This window comes from Curtobacterium sp. NPDC098951 (genome assembly GCF_044759965.1).
In the GTDB taxonomy this organism is placed as follows: Bacteria; Actinomycetota; Actinomycetes; order Actinomycetales; family Microbacteriaceae; genus Curtobacterium.
Genome location: NZ_JBIWAG010000003.1, coordinates 387,311 through 407,403, shown reverse-complemented (window position 1 = coordinate 407,403; position 20,093 = coordinate 387,311). Strand labels below are relative to the sequence as shown.

Sequence of the window (20,093 nt, the reverse complement as noted above, 5' to 3'; positions counted from 1 at the left end):
CCACTCCCACGCCTACGCGACCACGCGCAGGATCTCGTCGATGCTCGTCATGCCGAGCTTGACCTTCTCCCACCCGTCCTGGCGGAGGGTGAGCATGCCCTGCTGCTGGGCGACGCGGCCGATCTCGGCACTCGAGGCGCGCGACACCGCGAGGCGCTCGATCTCCTCGGTCACCGTCATGACCTCGTGCAGGGCGATGCGGCCGCGGTACCCGGTGTTCGAGCAGACGGCGCAGCCGACCGGGCCGAAGAACTCCGGCACGGCGGAGTCCTGGTCCGCGACGAAACCGAGCGCCACGAGTTGTGCCGTCGTGTACTGCGCGGGCGCCTTGCAGCGGTCGCAGAGCCGGCGCGCCAGACGCTGGGCGACCACGGAGTCGAGGGCGGACCCGACGAGGAACGGCTCGATGTCCATCTCGGTGAGCCGTGTCACCGCGGACGGGGCGTCGTTGGTGTGCAGCGTGGACAGCACGAGGTGGCCGGTGAGCGAGGCCTCGATCGCGATCTGCGCGGTCTCGTGGTCGCGGATCTCACCGAGGAGCACGACGTCGGGGTCCGACCGGAGGATCGACCGCAGGGCCGACGCGAACGTCAGGCCCGCCTTCGGGTTGACCTGCACCTGGTTGATGCCGGCCATCCGGTACTCGACCGGGTCCTCGACGGTGATGACGTTGATCTCGGGACGGGCGACGGCGTTCAGGGTCGTGTAGAGCGTCGTCGACTTGCCGGACCCGGTCGGCCCGGTGACGAGGATCATCCCGTAGGGCTTCGAGTAGGACCGCTGGTACGCCTGGAAGTTCTGCTCGAGCAGGTTGAGGTCCTTGAGGGACATCGACGTGTTCGTGTTGTCGAGGATCCGCATGACGACCTTCTCGCCCCAGACGGTGGGGAGGGTCGCGACGCGGAGGTCGATCTGCCGGCCGCCGTGCCGCACCGACATGCGGCCGTCCTGCGGCTTCCGACGCTCGGCGATGTCGATGTCGCTCATGATCTTGAGCCGGCTGATGACGCCGTTCTGGATGTTCTTCGGCGCCGGCGCCATCTCGTGGAGCACACCGTCGATGCGGTACCGGACGCGGACCTCGTGCTCGCCGGGCTCGATGTGGATGTCGGACGCGTGGTCCTGGATGGCCTGGGAGACGAGGAGGTTCACGAACCGGACGATCGGGACGTCGTCGAGGGCGCCGTCGGTCAGGTCGACCTGCTGCTGCGTCTGCGCCGACGCCTCTTCCTCGAGCGAGGAGGTCAGGTCGTTGAGCTCGTCGTCGGCACGCAGGTAGCGGTCGAGCGCGGCGGCGAGATCGCGTTCGTCGACCTGCAGCGGCTTCACGGGGCGACCGGAGGCGGTGCGGGCGTCGTCGATCGCGAGGACGTTCGTCGGGTTCACCATCGCGAGCACGAGGACCTCGCCCTCGAACCCGACGCCGAGCACCCCGTGCCGACGGCAGAGCGCCGCGGGGAGCATCGACACCGCGGTGCCGTCCACCGGGTAGTCCGTCAGCGGGACGGTCTTGGAGTTGTTCGACGCGGCACGGGCGGTGATGTACTGCGCCTCGCTGACGAGGCCCTGGTCGACGAGCGAGCGGATCGACCGGTCGTCGATCTCCTCGTCGCCGGTCATCGAGTCGAGGTGCTCGATCGGGAGGGCTCCGTTGAGGATGAGGATCTCGGACAGCGTGGCCATGAGCTGCGGAGCCTCCTTCGGGTCGCGCGGGGGTCGTGGGGACGAGCGCCGGTGGGGTTCGGCGCCCGACCACGCTACGTCGGCACGGATCGGCCGCCGCAGTCCCACAACGAGGGGGCGAGGGGGTTTCCCGTGGCCCCAGTGCAGGGGTACCCGCGGGTATCGAGATGCCTGCACCGCATCGGACGGTCGGCGCGGGTGACCCCCGTCAGAGGGACGTCGACGCGGTGACGTGCACGGGTCCGGCGACGAAGCCGAGCCGCTCGTAGATCCGGCCCGCGCCGCTCGGGTTCTCGGCGTCGACGTGCAGGACCGCGGCGTCGAGTCCGTCGCCCTGCATGCCCCGCAGCGCGGCGTCGAGGACGATCGGCGCCAGCCCCGTGCCCCGGGCGCCGCGGACGACGCCGACCCAGTGCACGTAGCCGTACGACCGGCCGCGCGCTGCGAACCCGTCCGGGTCCACCTCGACGAGGGCGAACGCCACGATCGTGCCGACGGGGTCGACGACGACCCGGCCGAGGTCGAGCCGGGCGATCGGTGCCGTGAGGAACCCGTGCCAGTCGGACGCGACCATCGGCTGCGATCCCCAGTGGTCGCGGAAGGCGTCGTTCTTCGCGTGCCGGAGCGGCTCGATGTCGTCGGGCGTGATCGGGCGGAGCCGGTACCCGACGGGCATCGGCGGGAGCTCCACGTCGCCGCGCTCGTCGAACACGACCTGCATGTCGACCCAGTGCCGGACCGGCTCGAGCCCTGCGCGGGCCGCCAGCCGGAGGGCGCCGGACCCCTGCGGCGCGCCGATCGAGATCGTCGCCGGCAGGTCGACCTCGAGCGCGGCGAGTCGCTGTCTGGCGCGTCCGACGAGCCACGCGAGCACCCGTCGGCCGATCCCCCGGTCGCGGAGCACCGGATGGACCGTACCCTCGAGCACCACCCGAGCAGCGGTGACCCGGGAGGGGACGTCGATGACGATGCCGTAGGCCTGCACATGCCCACCAGGATCGATGCCGACGAGCGTGTCGCGCTCGAGGTCGAGCCCTTCCGTGGAGAACGTCCGCTCGAGGCTCGCTGTGGAGGGACGAGCGTGGGGGTCGTCGACCGCCGCGGCCGCCACCGCGAGACCGTGCACCGCGGGCAGGTCGTCACGGGTCGCCGCTCGGAAGGTCAGCCCGGCGATCGGGACCGGGAGCTCGAGGTGGGCCGGGGCGGTGATCCGTTCGCGCAGCGTTGCCATCCGCCCAGCCTGCCAGGAGTCGCGGAACCGACGGCGGAAAGTCCTCGACGTGCGGCCCCGTGCGGGACAAGATGAGTCATGGACATCACGAGTGTGACCGTGGGGCTGCCCGTCACCGACATCGAGGCGTCCTGCCTCTGGTACGGCGCCGTGTTCGAACGCGCCGAACCGGACCTCGAGCCCGACGAGGGCATCGCCGAGTACGAGGTCGGCGGCATCTGGATCCAGCTCTACGAGGACCCCGACGCCGAGGAGAACCCGGTCAGCGTCCGCTTCGGCGTCGACGACGTCGCCGCACAGCACGCGCGCATCGGCGCGCTCGGCATCGACATCGGCCCGGTGGAGTGCGTCGACGGTGCCGTGGACTGGTTCGACGTCCGCGACCCCGACGGCAACGTCCTCAGCCTGTTCTCCCTCGTCGACGAGACCGGCCGCGGTTCCGGTCGCGACAACGGGGCGGACCGCGCGGTCTGAACCGTCACGCCACCACCTGACAGACGGGAGGCGCGGTGCCGGCCCGCACCGCGCCTCCCGTCCGACGACGGGTCACGACGGACCGCCACCGACGGGAACGGCCCCCGCATCCGAGGATGCGGGGGCCGTTCCGGTGGAGCTCAGGCTCAGTTGTAGGTGCCCGGCGTGAAGTCGTCCGACGAGAAGCTGTCGAAGTCGACGAAGCTCAGGTCGGCGTCCGAGAACGACGAGTCGTCCGCGAAGATGCGGTTGGGGTACCGCTCCGCCTTCGCTTCTTCCGTCGCGTTCACGTCCACGTCACGGTACCGGCTGAGGCCCGTCCCGGCGGGGATGAGCTTACCGATGATGACGTTCTCCTTGAGGCCGACGAGGTGGTCCTGCTTGCCCTCCATGGCCGCCTGCGTGAGGACGCGGGTGGTCTCCTGGAAGGACGCGGCGGACAGCCACGACTCGGTCGCGAGGGACGCCTTCGTGATGCCCATGACCTCCTGGCGAGCGGAAGCGGTCTTGCGACCCTCCTGCAGCGCCGCACGGTTGAGCTCGTTGTACCGCGAACGGTCCACGAGCTCGCCCGGGAGCAGGTCGGTGTCGCCGTGGTCGACGACGGTGACCTTGCGGAGCATCTGGCGCACGATGACCTCGATGTGCTTGTCGTGGATCGGCACGCCCTGCGAGCCGTACACGTCCTGCACACCGTTGACGAGGTGCTTCTGGACCTCACGCACACCCTTGACGCGAAGGACTTCCTTCGGGTCGACGGTGCCGGCGATGAACTGCTCGCCGAGCTCGACGCGCTGCCCGTCCTCGATGAGGAGCGTCGCACGCTTCAGCACCGGGTAGATGAACGGCTCGTCGCCGTTGTCCGGCGTGAGGATGATGCGACGACCCTTGTCGGTGTCCTCGATCGTGGCGCGGCCGGGGGCCTCGGCGATCGGGGACGCGCCCTTGGGGGTACGCGCCTCGAAGAGCTCCGTGACACGCGGCAGACCCTGGGTGATGTCGTCGGCGGACGCCGAACCACCCGTGTGGAAGGTACGCATCGTCAGCTGGGTACCGGGCTCACCGATGGACTGGGCGGCGATGATGCCGACCGCCTCGCCGATGTCGACGAGGTTGCCCGTGGCGAGCGAACGGCCGTAGCACTTCGCGCAGACACCGACGCTCGACTCGCAGGTCAGGACCGAGCGCACCTTGATGCTCTCGACACCGGCTGCCAGCAGCTTCTCGAGGAGCACGTCACCGACGTCCTCCCGAGCCTCGGCGACGACCGTGCCCTCGGCGTCCACGGCCTCGGTGGCCAGGGTGCGCGAGTACACGGTGTTCTCGACGCGCGGGTCGCGGACCAGCTTGCCGTCGGCGCCCACGGTCGCGATCGGGAGCTCGAGGCCCCGCGTCGTGCCGCAGTCGTCCTCGCGGATGATGACGTCCTGCGAGACGTCCACGAGACGACGGGTGAGGTACCCGGAGTCCGCGGTCCGGAGCGCGGTGTCGGCAAGACCCTTGCGAGCACCGTGCGTGGCGATGAAGTACTCCGCCACGGTCAGGCCCTCGCGGTACGAGTTGATGATCGGGCGGGCGATGATCTCGCCCTTCGGGTTGTTCACCAGACCACGCATACCGGCGATGTTGCGGACCTGGAGCCAGTTACCACGAGCACCGGACGACACCATGCGGTTGATGGTGTTGTCGACCGGGAAGTTGTCGCGCATCTCCTGCGCGATCTCGTTCGTGGCCTCGGTCCAGATCTTGATCAGGTCGGCGCGACGCTCGGAGTCGGTGATCAGACCCTTGTCGAACTCGCCCTGCACCTTGGCGGCCTGGACCTCGTAGCCCGCGATGATCTCCTTCTTGCGAGGAGGCGTCACGACGTCCGAGAGCGCCACGGTCACACCGGAGCGCGTGCCCCAGTAGAAGCCCGCGTCCTTGATCCGGTCGAGCGCTGCGGCCGTCTCGGTCTTGGAGTAGCGCTCGGCGAGGTCGTTGACGATCGCGGAGAGCACGCCCTTGTCGGTGACCTTCTGGACGAACGGGTAGTTCGCCGGGAGGGTCTCGTTGAAGAGCGCACGGCCCAGGGTCGTCTCGAGCAGCACGGTGTCGCCCTGCTCGTAGCCCTCGGGTGCTTCACCCTCGGCGAAGTGGACGTCCGCCATGCGGATCTTCACCAGCGCGTTGAGGTGCAGCGTGCCCTGGTCCTTCGCGAGGATCGCCTCGGCGACGGACGAGAACGCACGGCCCTCACCCACGGCGCCCTCGCGGACGGTCGTGAGGTGGTGCAGACCGATGATCATGTCCTGTGCGGGCAGGGTCACCGGGCGGCCGTCGGACGGCTTGAGGATGTTGTTCGAGGCGAGCATCAGGATGCGGGCCTCGGCCTGGGCCTCGACCGACAGCGGCAGGTGCACGGCCATCTGGTCACCGTCGAAGTCCGCGTTGAACGCAGCACACACGAGCGGGTGGAGCTGGATGGCCTTGCCCTCGACGAGCTGCGGCTCGAACGCCTGGATGCCCAGACGGTGCAGCGTCGGCGCACGGTTCAGCAGCACGGGGCGCTCGCGGATGATCTCCTCGAGCACGTCCCACACCTGCGGACGCGAACGCTCGACCATGCGCTTGGCCGACTTGATGTTCTGCGCGTGCGACAGGTCGATCAGGCGCTTGATCACGAACGGCTTGAAGAGCTCGAGCGCCATCTGCTTGGGCAGACCGCACTGGTGCAGCTTCAGCTGCGGGCCGACGATGATGACCGAACGGCCCGAGTAGTCGACGCGCTTGCCGAGCAGGTTCTGGCGGAAACGACCCTGCTTGCCCTTGAGCATGTCGCTCAGGGACTTCAGGGCGCGGTTGCCGGTACCCGTGACCGGACGACCACGACGACCGTTGTCGAACAGCGCGTCGACCGCTTCCTGCAGCATGCGCTTCTCGTTGTTCACGATGATCTCGGGGGCACCGAGGTCGAGCAGGCGGCGGAGACGGTTGTTGCGGTTGATCACACGACGGTAGAGGTCGTTGAGGTCACTCGTGGCGAAGCGGCCACCGTCGAGCTGCACCATCGGGCGCAGCTCCGGCGGGATGACCGGCACGACGTCGAGCACCATCGCGGCCGGCGAGTTGCCGGTGGCGAGGAAGGAGCTGACGACGCGCAGACGCTTGATCGCGCGGATCTTCTTCTGGCCCTTGCCCTCGGCGATCTGCAGGCGCAGCGCCTCGGCCTCGGCGGCCAGGTCGAACGCCTCGAGCCGCAGCTTGATCGCCTCGGCGCCCATGTAGGCGTCGAAGTAGATCCCGAAGCGGTCCTGGAGCTCGTGGAAGACGGCGTCCTCGGGCTTGAGGTCGCCCACCTTGAGGTTGCGGAAGTCCTCCCACACGCGCTCGAGGCGGATGATGTCCTCGTCGAACGACTTGCGGACCTGGGACATCTCCTTCTCGGCGGTGTCCTTGGTGCGGCGCTTGACGTCGGCCTTGGCGCCCTCTTCCTCGAGCGCTGCGAGGTCGTCCTCGAGCTTCTTGAGGCGGTCGGCGATGATCGAGTCGCGCTGCCCCTCGAGGTTCTTGATCTCGAGGCGCATCTCGTTCTCGAGACCCGGCATGTCCGCGTGGCGGCCCTCTTCATCGATGTCGATGATCATGTACGCCGCGAAGTAGATGACCTTCTCGAGGTCCTTCGGCGCCATGTCGAGGAGGTACCCGAGGCGCGACGGGACGCCCTTGAAGTACCAGATGTGCGTGACGGGCGCGGCGAGCTCGATGTGGCCCATGCGCTCACGGCGGACCGAGGACTTGGTGACCTCGACGCCGCAGCGCTCGCAGACGATGCCCTTGAACCGGACACGCTTGTACTTGCCGCAGGCGCACTCCCAGTCGCGGGACGGACCGAAGATCTGCTCGCCGAACAGACCGTCCTTCTCGGGCTTGAGGGTGCGGTAGTTGATGGTCTCCGGCTTCTTGACCTCGCCGTACGACCACTGGCGGATGTCCTCGGCCGTGGCGAGACCGATCCGCAGTGCGTCAAATGAAGTTGCTTCGAGCAATGTTCTTCTCTCTAGCTGGATTCGTTACGAGTACGGGCGGGATCAGATGTCGTCGACGGACGACGACTCGAACCGCGAGGAGATGTTGATGCCGAGCTCTTCAGCGGCACGGAAGACCTCGTCGTCCGTGTCGCGGAGGCTGACCGCCTGGCCGTCGGCCGAGAGGACCTCGACGTTCAGGCAGAGCGACTGCATCTCCTTCATGAGGACCTTGAACGACTCCGGGATGCCGGGCTCCTGGATGTTCTCGCCCTTGACGATCGCCTCGTAGACCTTCACGCGGCCGAGGATGTCGTCGGACTTGATCGTCAGGAGCTCCTGGAGGGCGTAGGCGGCGCCGTACGCCTCGAGCGCCCACACCTCCATCTCGCCGAAGCGCTGTCCACCGAACTGCGCCTTACCACCCAGCGGCTGCTGCGTGATCATCGAGTACGGACCGGTCGAACGGGCGTGGATCTTGTCGTCGACCAGGTGGTGCAGCTTGAGGATGTACATGTAGCCGACCGAGACGGGCTCCGGGAACGGCTCGCCGGAGCGGCCGTCGAAGAGCTGCGCCTTGCCGGACGAACCGATCAGGCGCTCGCCGTCGCGGTTCGGGAGGGTCGAGTCGAGGAGGCCCTCGATCTCGCGCTCGTACGCACCGTCGAACACCGGGGTGGCGACCTTCGTGCCGGGCTCGGCGCTGCGGGCGGCCTCGGGGAGGGCGGACGCCCACTCCTGGATGCCCTCGACGTTCCAGCCCTGCTTCGCGAGCCACCCGAGGTGGATCTCGAGGACCTGGCCGAAGTTCATGCGGCCGGGGACGCCGAGCGGGTTGAGCACGATGTCGACGGGGGTGCCGTCGGCGAGGAACGGCATGTCCTCGACCGGCAGGATCGTCGAGATGACGCCCTTGTTGCCGTGACGACCGGCGAGCTTGTCACCCGCGGTGATCTTGCGCTTCTGGGCGATGTAGACGACCACGCGCTGGTTGACACCGGAGCCGAGCTCGTCGTCACCGTCCTGCGCGTCGAACACCTTGACGCCGATGATCGTGCCCTCTTCACCGTGGGGCACCTTCAGCGAGGTGTCGCGGACTTCGCGCGACTTCTCGTTGAAGATGGCGCGGAGGAGGCGCTCTTCGGCGCTCAGCTCGGTCTCGCCCTTCGGCGTGACCTTGCCGACGAGGATGTCGCCGGGGCGGACCTCGGCACCGATGCGGATGATGCCGCGCTCGTCGAGGTCGGCCAGGAGGTCCGGGCTGACGTTCGGGAGGTCGCGGGTGATCTCTTCCTTGCCGAGCTTCGTGTCGCGGGCGTCGACCTCGTACTCCTCGATGTGGATCGAGGAGAGCGTGTCGTCCTTCACGAGGTTCTGCGACAGGATCATCGCGTCCTCGTAGTTGTAGCCCTCCCACGGCATGAACGCGACGAGGAGGTTCTTGCCGAGCGCGAGCTCGCCGTTCTCCGTCGCGGGGCCGTCGGCGATGACCTCGCCCTGCTCCACGCGCTCGCCGGCCGAGACGACCACACGGTGGTTGTAGCTCGTGCCCTGGTTCGAGCGGTCGAACTTGCGCAGGTAGTAGGTCTGCGTGCCGCCCTCGTCGAGCTGCAGGGTCACGGCGTCGGCCGAGACCTCGGAGACGACACCGGCCTTGTCGGCGGTGACGACGTCACCGGCGTCGATGGCGGTGTAGCCCTCCATGCCGGTGCCGACGAGCGGCGACTCGGAACGGAGGAGCGGCACGGCCTGGCGCTGCATGTTCGCACCCATGAGGGCGCGGTTCGCGTCGTCGTGCTCGAGGAACGGGATGAGCGAGGTCGCGACCGACACCATCTGGCGCGGCGAGACGTCCATGTAGTCGACCTCGTCCTTGCCGACGAGCTCGACCTCGCCGCCCTTCTTCCGGACGAGCACCTTGTCGTCCTGGAAGTGGAAGGAGTCGGTGAGCGGCGCGTTCGCCTGGGCGACGACGAAGTCGTCCTCTTCCGAGGCCGTGAGGTAGTCGATGGTCGTGGTGACCTGACCGTTCACGACGCGGCGGTACGGCGTCTCGATGAAGCCGAACGAGTTGATCCGACCGAAGGACGCGAGCGAGCCGATCAGGCCGATGTTCGGGCCTTCCGGGGTCTCGATCGGGCACATGCGGCCGTAGTGCGACGGGTGGACGTCACGGACCTCGACGCCGGCGCGCTCACGGGACAGACCACCCGGGCCGAGGGCCGAGAGACGACGCTTGTGCGTCAGGCCCGCGAGCGGGTTGTTCTGGTCCATGAACTGCGACAGCTGCGACGTCCCGAAGAACTCCTTGATCGCGGCGACGACGGGGCGCACGTTGATCAGGGTCTGCGGCGTGATCGCCTCGATGTCCTGCGTGGTCATGCGCTCGCGGACGACGCGCTCCATGCGGGACAGACCGGTGCGGACCTGGTTCTGGATGAGCTCGCCGACGGCGCGGATGCGACGGTTGCCGAAGTGGTCGATGTCGTCCACGTCGAGGCGCAGCTGCACCGGCTCGCCGTCGCGGACGCCGTCGAGGTTCGTCTTCTCGGCGTGCAGCGAGACGAGGTACTTGATCGTGCGGACGATGTCCTGCACGGTCAGGACCGAGTCGCTGAGCGGCGCGTCGATGCCGAGCTTGCGGTTGACCTTGTAGCGGCCGACCTTGGCGAGGTCGTAGCGCTTCGGGTTGAAGTAGAAGTTGTCGAGGAGCGCGCGCGCGGCCTCGGCGGCGACCTGCTCGCCCGGACGCAGCTTGCGGTAGATGTCCTTGAGCGCCTCTTCCTTGGTGAGGATGGCGTCCTTCTCGAGGGTCGACTCGATCGACGCGAAGCCCTTGAACTCGTCGAGGATCTCCTCGCTCGTCATGCCGAGCGCCTTGAGGAAGACCGTGACCGACTGCTTGCGCTTGCGGTCGATGCGCACGCCCACCTGGTCGCGCTTGTCGATCTCGAACTCCAGCCACGCACCACGCGACGGGATCACGCGAGCGGAGTAGATGTCCTTGTCGGACGTCTTCTCCTGCTGGCGCTCGAAGTACACGCCCGGCGAGCGGACGAGCTGCGAGACGACGACGCGCTCGGTGCCGTTGATGATGAACGTGCCGCGCTCGGTCATGAGCGGGAAGTCGCCCATGAAGACCGTCTGCGTCTTGATCTCACCGGTCATGTGGTTCATGAACTCGGCGTTGACGTAGAGCGGGGCGGCGTAGGTCTTGCCACGCTCCTTGCACTCGTCGATGGAGTACTTCGGGTCCTCGAGCTCGGGCGACGTGAAGCCGAGCTGCATCGTCTCGCCGAGGTCCTCGATCGGGGAGATCTCCTCGAAGATCTCCTCGAGGCCGGAGTGCAGCGCGAGGTCGGTGCGACCCTGCTCCTGACCTTCGGCCAGGCGGGCCTTCCAGACGTCGTTGCCGACGAGCCAGTCGAAGCTCTCCGTCTGGAGTGCGAGCAGATCAGGAACCGTGAGGGTGTCCGTGATCTTGGCGAACGAGAGTCGCGAGTGGTTGCGACCGTTCTTGGGGTTGGTGGATGCGTTGGGCGCAGCAGCCAAGGGTTTGACCTCCGGTAGGCCCCGTCGGGCCGGTACTGACGAGCAGCACGTAGGTGAGTGGATTGACGCTTCGGCGCACCCCTCGAAGACACGCGATCACGCGACGGCCGGTGAGCTGTGCACGTGTGCGATGATCTGGGTGGACGGGACCCGCCGACATATACGGGACCGGCACCACCAGGGCACGTTCTGGAAGAACGCTGCGTCGACCGCAATATGACGACACGGATGCCAGGGAGCGCGAACTGCCATCATAGGTCGGCCTCGTCGCGGATGTCCAGTCCTGGCTTGACCGAATTCGGCAGTGCCGTGTATAAGCCGGTGGACGACCTCGGCATTCCCGCCCGAGCGCCCGTCAGCGGAGCGCGCGGAAGGCTCGCTCGGGCTGCCGGGTCCGCACGAACGTCACGCGTCCACGGTCGTCGGTGAACTCGATCCCGAGGCCCGGCGTGAGGATGAGCGCGCGGACGCCGCGGCCGATCCGGAGGCCGATGCCGCCGTACGTCGACGCGTCCGCCTCGACGAGTCGCACGTCGACGATCCGGTCGCGCGGGATCCGACGGGCCGGGAGCGGCCGGAAGCGCAGGACGACGTGGGTGTCCGTGACGTCGTAGCCCGAGCGTGCGACCAGCAGGAGGAAGCCGGCCGCGATCCCGACGAGCGCCGGCACCAGGAGCGACGCCTCCGGCGCGTCCCCCGGCCAGCCGAGCACCGCCGCGGTCAGCCCGAGTCCGCCGACCAGCAGGACCGCCCCCACCGCACGCATCCAGGTCGGCGCGTACTCGCGCTCGGCGTGGGCGGACGGTCGCAGGGCGCGGGTCGTCGGCGTGGGTCGGTGGGTCGTGGTCAGCCGGGACGTGGGGACGCTCACGGTGTCGGTCATGGGGTCGGCTCCTCGCGGGATCGGGTCCGTGCGTGCCCATGGACTCCATGACGCACGCTGTGTGATCGGTGGTCGCGCGACGGCGGGCAGGCCACGGGCGGCGCGCAGGAGAGCGGGGAGCCCGGCGCACGCCGACGGCGCGCACACCACGGGCAGTGGGGTTGCCCGACGGTCACGCCGCGGTCACGAGCGGGGTGCGGAACCGTGGGGTGTGGGGCACTGCACGGTTCGACGCACCGAGGTGACGACCCGGTGAACGGTAGGCGACGACCCTTGGCGTCCGCTGGTCGTCCATGTGCACGCATCCACTCGCAGGCCTCGGGAGGCGCCGGGGCGGGCTGCGGACGAGCCGGGAACGCGGAGCCGGGTCAGCGCAGGACGCGGGCCACGGCCTCCGCGCGGGTGCGGACGCCGAGCTTCGTGAAGACCTGGTTCACGTAGGACTTCACGGTCGGCACGGTGAGGAACAGCTCGGCGGCGATCTGCGGGTTCGACCGGCCCTCGGCGATGCGCTCGAGGACGTCGGCCTCGCGCGGGGTGAGCGCCGGGAACCGGTCACGGAGCCCGGCGTCCGGCGACGACGCCGGCCCCGGACCCGGCGAGGCCGCGAGCGAGCCGCCGCCCGCGAGCTGCGCCACGAGCCGCGCACCCACGGCTGCGTCGAAGGTCGACTGCCCCGAGGCCACCGCGCGGATCGCGGTCGCGATCTCCGCGCGGCCGGCGTCCTTCGTCAGGTACCCGCGCGCACCGGCATGCAGCGCGGTCAGGATCGAGGCGTCGTCGGCGAAGGTCGTGAGGACCAGCACCGCGACCCCCGGGTGCTCCGCGGTGATGCGCGCCGTCGCGGCGGGACCGTCGACGCCGGGCATCCGCAGGTCCATGAGCACGACGTCCGGCGCGTGCCGCGCCACCTGGTCGAGCGCCTCGGCCCCGTCGGACGCCTGGCCGACCACCTCGAGGTCGTCCACGAGCGAGAGCACCGTCACCAGGCCGTCGCGCACGATGGCCTGGTCGTCGACGACGAGCACGCGGATGGTCACGACCGGTCCCCCTCGACCGCGAGCCGGTCGACGGGCAGGTGCATCGCCACGACGAACTCGTCGTCCGACCGGTCCGCCTCGACCGCGGCACCGCTGCCGAGCTCGGCGAAGCGCTCCCGCATCCCGAGCAGCCCGTGCCCGCCGCCGGACAGCGGGTTCGCGACCACGACGTCCACGGCGTCGCCGTCCCGGATGACGGACAGGGACACGGGACGGCCGGGTGCGTGCCTGCGCGCGTTGCTGAGCGCCTCCCGGACCACCTGGACCACGGCGGCGCGGTGCGCCGCGTCGAGGGCCGTGAGCGCCGTGTCCCCCTGCGTCACGATCTCGCCGCCGAACGAGCGGTGAGCCGCGACGAGCGCGTCCAGGTCGGGTGCGTCCCCGGTCGCCGGACGGGAGGCGCGGCTCGGCTCGGCAGGGGGCGGCACGTCCGTCGCGGCGTCCGTCCCCGCATCCGCCCCGGCATCGTCGCGGAGGGCGTGGACCGCGCGTCGCGCCTCGGCCAGTCCGTCCGCGGCGAGCGCCCGCGCCTCGGCCGCGCGCCGGGTGGCGTCGTCGACCCGGCCGGCCTCGAGCAGGGCCTCCACCGCGTCGAGCTGGAGCACCAGGCCGCCGAGCGAGTGCGCCAGCACGTCGTGGATGTCGCGGGCCGCGCGGGACCGGTCGGCGAGGAGCTCGGCGCGCTGCTGCTCCCGTTCGGCAGCCCGTGCCCGGTCCGCCGCGATCCGGAGCTGTCGGCGGCTGAAGCCGATGAGGACCCCGAGGAGCAGGCCACCGCTCGTCCCGAGGACGAACTGGACCGAGGCGTGCGCGATCGACGCGGAGACGGCGATGACGACGATCGCGGCGAGCGCGGCCACGGCGCTCGTCCAGACCGGGACGCGGAGGTTCGCGCCGATGAGCACGACCCCGACGATCACGGGGACGATCATGAGCGAGTCCGTCGGCACCACGACGACCGACCCCGCGGCGATCATGACGACGCCGGCGACGAGGAGGACCCGGGGCGTCCGACCGAACTCGCGGAGGGCCCACGCGGCGAGCGCGACGGCACCGAGGATCCACACCCACGCCGGGTGGTGCAGCAGGACACCGTTCCGGACGAACCAGAACGCGACGATCGCGATGCCGAGGCCGTTCAGTCCCCAGGCGGCACCGGAACGGGACCGGCCTCCGGGGAGGTCGGTCTCGTCCTTGCCGGTCAGCAGGGTCACCGGACCATCATGCCGCTCGGTCGGCGGTCGCCGCGGGGGATCCGCCCGTCGATGACGAGGGCGCGGGCGGCGCGGTTCAGGGCGAGGACGAGCAGGATCGTGCCGGTCGAGGTGAGGAGGTGGGCACCGAGGTGGCCACCGAGTACGTCGAGCCCGATGCGCACCGCGATGAGCACGATCCACAGCACGGCTCCGAGCGCACCCGTGCGGGACTGGATCGTGCGGCCCTTGCGGTCCGGGGTGCCGACCGTGCGGAAGCGGGTGATGCTGCCCATGGTGAGGCCGACGCCCACCGTGACGAGGGCCTCGATGCCGAGCAGCACCACGTCCGTCGTGGTGATCGTCGATCGGGTCTGGGTGAGGACGACCACGCCGACGACCGCCATGACCAGCGGTGTGCGCCAGATGCGGGTCGGGTCGAGGTACTGCCAGGTCGCCTGGCGGTAGCCGAGGAACGCGACCAGGGCGATCCCGATGAGGATGTTCGCGAGGAGCTGGACCGACATGATCGTCCTTCCGGTGGGGGTCCGGCGGGCCGTTCCCGACCGGTGGGACCAGCCTCGTTCGCGAGCGTCCGTCCGCCCACCAACCAGGGGTGGGGACCCGGGTGGGGATCCAGGTGGTGTTCGATTGGTGCCATGGCTGATGCGTTCGACGGGTTCCGGATCGGTGCGGGGTACGCGGTGGTCGAGCCGGACCGGCACCGGCCGGGGTCCTTCACGCTCGTGGTCGACGGGACGCCGCAGTCCCACGTCGACCTCGAGGACCCGACGCACCTGGCGTTCGAGTACATCCGGCGGATCGGGCACGCGATCGACCTGCTGCCGGACGGCCCGGTCACGGCCCTGCACCTCGGCGCCGGTGCCCTGACGCTCCCCCGGTACGTCGCGGTGACGCGGCCGGGGTCCCGACAGCAGGTCATCGAGCTCGAGCGGGACCTCGTCGACCACGTCCGGGACGCGCTCCCCTTCCCCCGTGGGGCCTCGATCCGGGTGCGGTACGGCGACGCCCGCGAGGTGCTCGGCAAGCTCCCCGCCGGGCTGCGCGGCACGGTGGACCTCGCCGTCGTCGACGTGTTCGGCGGCTCGCAGATCCCCGCACACGTGACGAGCATCGAGTTCTACCGCGAGGTCGCGGCCTTCCTGTCGCCCACCGGCATCGTCGCCGTGAACGTGGCGGACGGTGCCGGGCTGGCGTTCGCCCGCGGTCAGGCATCGACCCTGCAGGCGGTGCTGCCGTCGGTCGCCGCCGTCGCGGACACCGGGATGCTCAAGGGGCGGCGGTTCGGGAACATCGTGCTCCTCGGGTCGCCGACGGACCTGCCCGTGGCGGACATGCCGCGGCGGTACTCGTCGGACCCGATGCCGGCGAAGGTCGTGCACGGGGCCGAGCTGCGCGCGTTCGTCGCCGGGGCGCCGATCGTCACCGACCAGACCGCGGTGGCGTCGCCGGAGCCGAACCGGAGCGTGTTCGGCGGCTGAGACGGGTCGGCCCCCGCAGCGGGCGCGCTGGCGGCGCTGGGCGCTGGGCGCTGGGCGCTGGGCGCTGGGTGCTGGGTGCTGGGTGCTCGGCCCTGGGCGCTCCGGGCGCGATCGGGCCGGTCCCGCACACGCGGAGGGTGTCCCTGCCAGGATGGGTCTGAACGACCGCGCAGGTGCGCGACCGAGCAAGGGGAACCCTGATGACGAACGACGACCGGAGCAACGAGGACCGGACGGGCGACGGCCAGGCGCCGAGCTGGGGCGGAGCGCCGCAGCAGCCCGCGCACGACGCGCCCCGCTACGGCGAGCGCGTCGATCCCGCGCCCGCCTCGACACCGCAGTACGGCGAGCCGGCACCGCGGTACGGCGAGCAGGCACCGCAGGCCGACGCTCCGCGCTGGGGCGACCACGACCAGCAGGGCGAGCCGCGCCGCGGCGACACCCCGCAGTACGGGTCGACGCAGTACGGCCAGCCCCAGCACGGGCACGATCAGTACGGCCAGCAGCCGTACGCGGCGGCTCCGGCGAGCGCCGGTGCCCCGTCGTGGCAGGGCTACGAGGAGCCGAAGGCCAAGAAGAAGACCGTCGGTGTCGTGGCGTTCCTGCTCGGACTGATCGCCCTCGCCCTCGGGATCGTCGGCGGCTACTTCTTCGGCTCCGCGATCGTCGACAGCCGGGCGTTCGAGGACATGATCCAGAACGGCGGGTCGACGACGGACCCGCAGGCGTTCGACGACGTCACGAGCTCCCCGACGATCCTGATCAGCGGCGTGATCGCGGTGATCGGTTCGGTCCTCGGCATCTGGGCGATCGTGCAGGGCATCATCGCGATCGTCACCAAGCGCGGTCGCGCGTGGGGCGTCTTCGGGCTCATCCTCGCCGTGCTCGGTCCCATCGCCTTCTTCGTCACCTACGGAGCGGTCGCCGCCGTCTCGGTCGCGAACTCGGGCGTCGCGCCCTGATCCGAGCGTGGTCCCGGAACGGCCCGTCGTGCACCCGCACGGCGGGCCGTCGCCGTTCGACCGAGGACACGTCCGTGCCCCCCGTGCGCGTGGCACCGCTCGCTCTCGGGACAGCGCGGCTACCCTCGAACCGATGTCCCTCCCGCCCGACGACCGCCAGCAGCCCGACCGCACCGACCGCGCCCGGGAACCGCGTCATGCGGCGCCCGTGACGGCCGGCGTCAGCCCCGGCAGCACCTTCGCTCCGATCAGCCTGCGCCCCGCGGTCGACGCCGACGCCGTGCAGCAGCGGCTGCGCGACCTCGGGCAGAGCCGCAGCACCGACGCCCTGGCCGAACGCGCCGAACTCCTCCGCCTGCTCGGTCGGCTCGACGAGTCCCTCGTCATCGCGGAAGAGGTCTTCCGGCTGACGATGTTCACCGGCGAGCGCTCCGACAAGGTGTCCGCGCGGATCCGTCGCGCCCACGTGCTCCACGACCTCGGTCGGTACGAGCGCGCTGCGGTCGAGTCCGCCATGGCGCGGGACACCGCGCGGACCGAGGAGTGGCCGGAGCTCGAGGGAGCGGCGGCCGAGCTCGAGGGCTGGTCGCTGTTCGAGCTCTCCCGGTTCGACGAGGCCCGTGCCGCGCTGTCCCGGGCGTACCAGGCCTTCCGTCAGGCCGGTGCCCCGTCGGAGCGCACCGAGGCGCTGCGGACGGCGGTCGAGGCGGCGCTCCGGGCCTCGGTCGCGCAGCCCCGCGTCGAGGACAAGCCCCGCACCGCCCGCGACGTCGCCGCTCGCCGCGCGGAGGAGGACGAGCCGGTGGCACCCCGCGCCCCGGAGCCGGCGCAGCAGACCCCGCCGGTCCGACGTCGTGTGCTCGGCGCGCCCGACGCCGCCCGGACCGAGGCCGACGAACTCTGGGGCCGCATCGCCGCACGAGCGGCGCAGAAGGGCCAGGCCGGACGCGACGAACCCGACGACGACCGGTGACGACGCTCGAGGCCGTCCGGTCCCGCGCGGAGCGGCTGATGACCGCGCACCTCGGAACGGGCAGCTGGTCGTTCTGCTTCGACCACGCGAAGACCCGGGCAGGGCAGTGCGACTTCGCCCGCCGGCGCATCACGGTGAGTCGGCACCTGGCCGTGCGGTTCTCCGACGACGACGTCGACCAGGTGCTCCTGCACGAGATCGCGCACGCACTGGCCGGTGCCCGCGCCGGGCACGGGCCGGCCTGGCGCCGCACCGCGAAGGCCATCGGGTACACGGGATCACGCCTGTACGACGGTCCCGTGGCGAGCGAACTCGCGCCGTGGATCGGCACGTGTCCCGCCGGCCACGAGCACTTCCGCTACCGCACCCCGACGCGACCGCTGGCGTGCGCGAGGTGCTCCCGACGCTTCGACGCCCGCAACGTGATCTCGTGGAACCGCCGTGCCCCCGAGGAGCGCCGGGCTACCGCATGATGCCGATCGCTGGCGGAGGCGCGCCGGTAACCCGTTAGCCTGGGCGGATGCACACGGGGCAGCACATCCGCACGGACACCGGTTCCACCTGGTTCTTCGACGCCGGACGGATCGCCCTCGACTTCGCGCACACCGGCGGTTTCGCGGACGACCCGGACGACCGTCGCCCGCGCGCGCAGCTCGGCGAGCTGCTGGTGACCCCGGCCGACCTCGACGAGTGGCTGAGCGACCACACCGAGCCCATCGACGTCGGGGCGACGGCCCGCGAGCTGCAGGACGCCCGTGCCCTCCGCGCGGCGATCGCCCGGCTGGCCGTCGCAGCCGCTCCGGGTCCCGCGTCGACCGCGGCGGAGCGCACGGCGGTGGCCGCGGGACTCCGAGCCGGGACCGGCCGCTCCCGACCGGCGCCCGACGACATCGACACGGTCAACCTGTTCGCGGCGTTGCCCGACGTGCCGCCGAGCCTCCCGGGCGGGCGGCGTCGCGCCGGAGCGAACCGGGTGCGACTGGCCCAGGCGCTGTCGAGCGTCGCACGTGACGCGGTGGCGCTGTTCACCGAGGTCGGCTTCGACGACGTCGCCGCGGACGGACAGCCGACGCGGTTGAGCCGGTGCTCGGCCGACGACTGCGCGCTGGTGTTCTACGACTCGTCCCGCGGCGGCACCCGACGGTGGTGCTCGATGCAGCGGTGCGGGAACCGGGCGAAGGTGCGGGCGCACCGGGCGCGGCGCGCGGCGGTCTGACGAGACCCGCGCCTCCCGGTCTGCTCCGCGCCGCTCCGCGCAGATGCGCACCGATTCGTGCGCGCCTCGAAAACAAGGATTCGGCACGCCGAATCCTCTGGCACACTGGTCCCCATGACCGACACCGCGACCCGCCCTGCCGAGGCGACGACGTCCCGGAAACGCGCCGCCGGCCTGACGCTCCTCGGCCCGGCGTTCGTCGCCGCCATCGCCTACGTCGACCCCGGCAACGTCGCCGCGAACCTCACCGCGGGGGCGAAGTACGGCTACCTGCTGCTCTGGGTGCTCGTCGCCGCGAACGCCAGCGCGGTCGTGGTCCAGTACCTGTCCGCCAAGCTCGGCGTGGTCACGGGCAAGTCCCTGCCGGAACACCTGGGCCTGCGGATGCGGCGCACCCCCCGGCTGTTGTTCTGGGCGCAGGCCGAGGTCGTGGCCGCGGCGACCGACATCGCCGAGGTCATCGGCGGCGCGCTCGCACTGCACCTGCTGTTCGGCCTGCCCCTCGTGGCCGGTGGGCTGATCACGGGCGTGGTCTCGATGGCGATCCTCACGCTGCAGAGCCACCGCGGGACCCGCACGTTCGAGGCCCTGGTGACGGCGATGCTCGCGATCCTCACGGTGGGCTTCTGCGCCGGGCTGCTGTTCGCGCAGGTCTCTCCGGCAGAGCTGGTGGCCGGGCTCGTCCCGCGGTTCGAGGGGTCCGAGTCCGTGATGCTCGCCGCCTCGATGCTCGGCGCGACGGTCATGCCGCACGCGGTGTACCTGCACTCGGCGCTGGCCCGTGACCGGCACGGTGACGTCCCCGCCGGTCCGGAGCGTCGTCGGGTGCTCGTCGCGACGCGGTGGGACGTGGGGCTCGCGCTCCTCGTGGCCGGCGGGGTGAACGTCTGCATGCTCGTCCTCGCGGCGGCGACGCTGCCCGGGGTCGAGGGGACGGACACGATCCCGGGCGCGCAGGCCGCGATCGTGTCGAACGTCGGCCCGGTCGTGGGCGTGCTGTTCGCGGTGGGCCTGCTCGCGTCGGGCCTCGCCTCGACCTCGGTGGGGTGCATGGCCGGCGCCGAGATCATGAAGGGTCTGCTGCACGTGCGGATCCCGCTCGTGGTGCGGCGGCTCGTGACGCTGGTGCCGGCGATCGTGCTGCTCGCCGTGAACGTCGACGCGACCATGCTGCTCGTGGTGAGCCAGGTCGTGCTGAGCTTCGGGATCGCGTTCGCGATCGTGCCGCTGGTGGTCTACACCTCGCGTCGGAGCGTGATGGGTGCAGACGTCAACGCGATGACCACCCGCGTCGTGGCGGGGGTCATCGCGCTGGTGATCGTCGCGCTCAACGTGGCGCTCGTCGCGCTCACGCTGGCGGGCTGACCGGGTCGGCGC

15 protein-coding genes are annotated in these 20,093 nt (G+C 70.7%); 7 read left to right on the top strand and 8 right to left on the bottom strand.

All coding sequences use genetic code 11. The annotated features are described in order from the left end of the window. Positions 1-12: 12 nt before the first annotated feature. Positions 13-1,683, bottom strand: coding sequence for a GspE/PulE family protein (locus tag ACIQUC_RS10935; protein ID WP_402266674.1), 1,671 nt, complete (start codon positions 1,681-1,683; stop codon positions 13-15). Between the two features lie 208 nt (positions 1,684-1,891). Next, the gene (locus ACIQUC_RS10930) at positions 1,892-2,914 is read right to left on the bottom strand and encodes a GNAT family N-acetyltransferase (protein WP_402266671.1); all 1,023 of its coding nucleotides are present in this window, start codon (positions 2,912-2,914) and stop codon (positions 1,892-1,894) included. 78 nt (positions 2,915-2,992) lie between these two features. Between ACIQUC_RS10930 and ACIQUC_RS10925 the strand changes: the two genes are divergently transcribed. Continuing rightward, positions 2,993-3,388, top strand: coding sequence for a VOC family protein (locus ACIQUC_RS10925; RefSeq protein WP_022906901.1), 396 nt, complete (start codon positions 2,993-2,995; stop codon positions 3,386-3,388). A 146-nt stretch (positions 3,389-3,534) separates the two neighbouring features. Here the strand turns inward: ACIQUC_RS10925 and rpoC are convergent, their stop codons facing one another. The 6 genes from rpoC to ACIQUC_RS10895 form a co-directional block, all read right to left on the bottom strand. Then, on the bottom strand, positions 3,535-7,416 hold the full coding sequence (rpoC, locus tag ACIQUC_RS10920) for a DNA-directed RNA polymerase subunit beta' (RefSeq protein WP_402266668.1): 3,882 nt from the start codon (positions 7,414-7,416) through the stop codon (positions 3,535-3,537). Positions 7,417-7,458: 42 nt separating this feature from the next. Beyond that, complete coding sequence (gene rpoB, locus ACIQUC_RS10915) at positions 7,459-10,947, bottom strand: DNA-directed RNA polymerase subunit beta (RefSeq protein WP_402266665.1); 3,489 nt, start codon at positions 10,945-10,947, stop codon at positions 7,459-7,461. A gap of 355 nt (positions 10,948-11,302) precedes the next feature. Further along, positions 11,303-11,830 carry a hypothetical protein gene (locus ACIQUC_RS10910; RefSeq protein WP_022906903.1) on the bottom strand — a complete coding sequence of 176 codons (528 nt, stop codon included), beginning with the start codon at positions 11,828-11,830 and terminating at the stop codon, positions 11,303-11,305. A 368-nt stretch (positions 11,831-12,198) separates the two neighbouring features. Next, positions 12,199-12,870: a response regulator gene (locus tag ACIQUC_RS10905; RefSeq protein WP_402266662.1), complete on the bottom strand. Its 672-nt coding sequence runs from the start codon at positions 12,868-12,870 to the stop codon at positions 12,199-12,201. Continuing rightward, the gene (locus ACIQUC_RS10900) at positions 12,867-14,084 is read right to left on the bottom strand and encodes a sensor histidine kinase (protein WP_402266659.1); all 1,218 of its coding nucleotides are present in this window, start codon (positions 14,082-14,084) and stop codon (positions 12,867-12,869) included. The genes ACIQUC_RS10905 and ACIQUC_RS10900 overlap by 4 nt, the downstream gene beginning before the upstream one ends. Continuing rightward, positions 14,081-14,590 carry a hypothetical protein gene (locus ACIQUC_RS10895; protein ID WP_402266656.1) on the bottom strand — a complete coding sequence of 170 codons (510 nt, stop codon included), beginning with the start codon at positions 14,588-14,590 and terminating at the stop codon, positions 14,081-14,083. The genes ACIQUC_RS10900 and ACIQUC_RS10895 overlap by 4 nt, the downstream gene beginning before the upstream one ends. 132 nt (positions 14,591-14,722) lie before the next feature. Between ACIQUC_RS10895 and ACIQUC_RS10890 the strand changes: the two genes are divergently transcribed. The 6 genes from ACIQUC_RS10890 to ACIQUC_RS10865 all read left to right on the top strand — a co-directional run bounded on the left by ACIQUC_RS10890 (position 14,723) and on the right by ACIQUC_RS10865 (position 20,081). Then, positions 14,723-15,565, top strand: a complete 843-nt coding sequence (locus tag ACIQUC_RS10890) for a spermidine synthase (protein WP_402266653.1) — start codon at positions 14,723-14,725, stop codon at positions 15,563-15,565. 200 nt (positions 15,566-15,765) lie between these two features. After that, complete coding sequence (locus ACIQUC_RS10885) at positions 15,766-16,527, top strand: hypothetical protein (protein WP_402266650.1); 762 nt, start codon at positions 15,766-15,768, stop codon at positions 16,525-16,527. Positions 16,528-16,660: 133 nt separating this feature from the next. After that, positions 16,661-17,500, top strand: coding sequence for a hypothetical protein (locus ACIQUC_RS10880; protein WP_402266647.1), 840 nt, complete (start codon positions 16,661-16,663; stop codon positions 17,498-17,500). Continuing rightward, complete coding sequence (locus tag ACIQUC_RS10875; protein WP_402266644.1) at positions 17,497-17,973, top strand: SprT-like domain-containing protein; 477 nt, start codon at positions 17,497-17,499, stop codon at positions 17,971-17,973. Before ACIQUC_RS10880 ends, ACIQUC_RS10875 begins: the two co-directional genes overlap by 4 nt. Before the next feature lie 47 nt (positions 17,974-18,020). Further along, the gene (locus ACIQUC_RS10870) at positions 18,021-18,716 is read left to right on the top strand and encodes a CGNR zinc finger domain-containing protein (RefSeq protein WP_402266641.1); all 696 of its coding nucleotides are present in this window, start codon (positions 18,021-18,023) and stop codon (positions 18,714-18,716) included. 114 nt (positions 18,717-18,830) lie between these two features. Next, the gene (locus ACIQUC_RS10865) at positions 18,831-20,081 is read left to right on the top strand and encodes an Nramp family divalent metal transporter (protein WP_402266638.1); all 1,251 of its coding nucleotides are present in this window, start codon (positions 18,831-18,833) and stop codon (positions 20,079-20,081) included. Positions 20,082-20,093 lie beyond the last annotated feature (12 nt).

Bases quoted from the DNA above. Each gene is read 5' to 3' on its own strand.
- ACIQUC_RS10890 (WP_402266653.1), top strand. From the start codon at position 14,723: ATGGCTGATGCGTTCGACGGGTTCCGGATCGGTGCGGGGTACGCGGTG.
- ACIQUC_RS10910 (WP_022906903.1), bottom strand. From the start codon at position 11,830: ATGACCGACACCGTGAGCGTCCCCACGTCCCGGCTGACCACGACCCAC.
- ACIQUC_RS10870 (WP_402266641.1), top strand. From the start codon at position 18,021: ATGCACACGGGGCAGCACATCCGCACGGACACCGGTTCCACCTGGTTC.
- ACIQUC_RS10895 (WP_402266656.1), bottom strand. From the start codon at position 14,590: ATGTCGGTCCAGCTCCTCGCGAACATCCTCATCGGGATCGCCCTGGTC.
- ACIQUC_RS10865 (WP_402266638.1), top strand. From the start codon at position 18,831: ATGACCGACACCGCGACCCGCCCTGCCGAGGCGACGACGTCCCGGAAA.
- ACIQUC_RS10930 (WP_402266671.1), bottom strand. From the start codon at position 2,914: ATGGCAACGCTGCGCGAACGGATCACCGCCCCGGCCCACCTCGAGCTC.
- ACIQUC_RS10925 (WP_022906901.1), top strand. From the start codon at position 2,993: ATGGACATCACGAGTGTGACCGTGGGGCTGCCCGTCACCGACATCGAG.
- ACIQUC_RS10885 (WP_402266650.1), top strand. From the start codon at position 15,766: ATGACGAACGACGACCGGAGCAACGAGGACCGGACGGGCGACGGCCAG.
- ACIQUC_RS10880 (WP_402266647.1), top strand. From the start codon at position 16,661: ATGTCCCTCCCGCCCGACGACCGCCAGCAGCCCGACCGCACCGACCGC.
- ACIQUC_RS10935 (WP_402266674.1), bottom strand. From the start codon at position 1,683: ATGGCCACGCTGTCCGAGATCCTCATCCTCAACGGAGCCCTCCCGATC.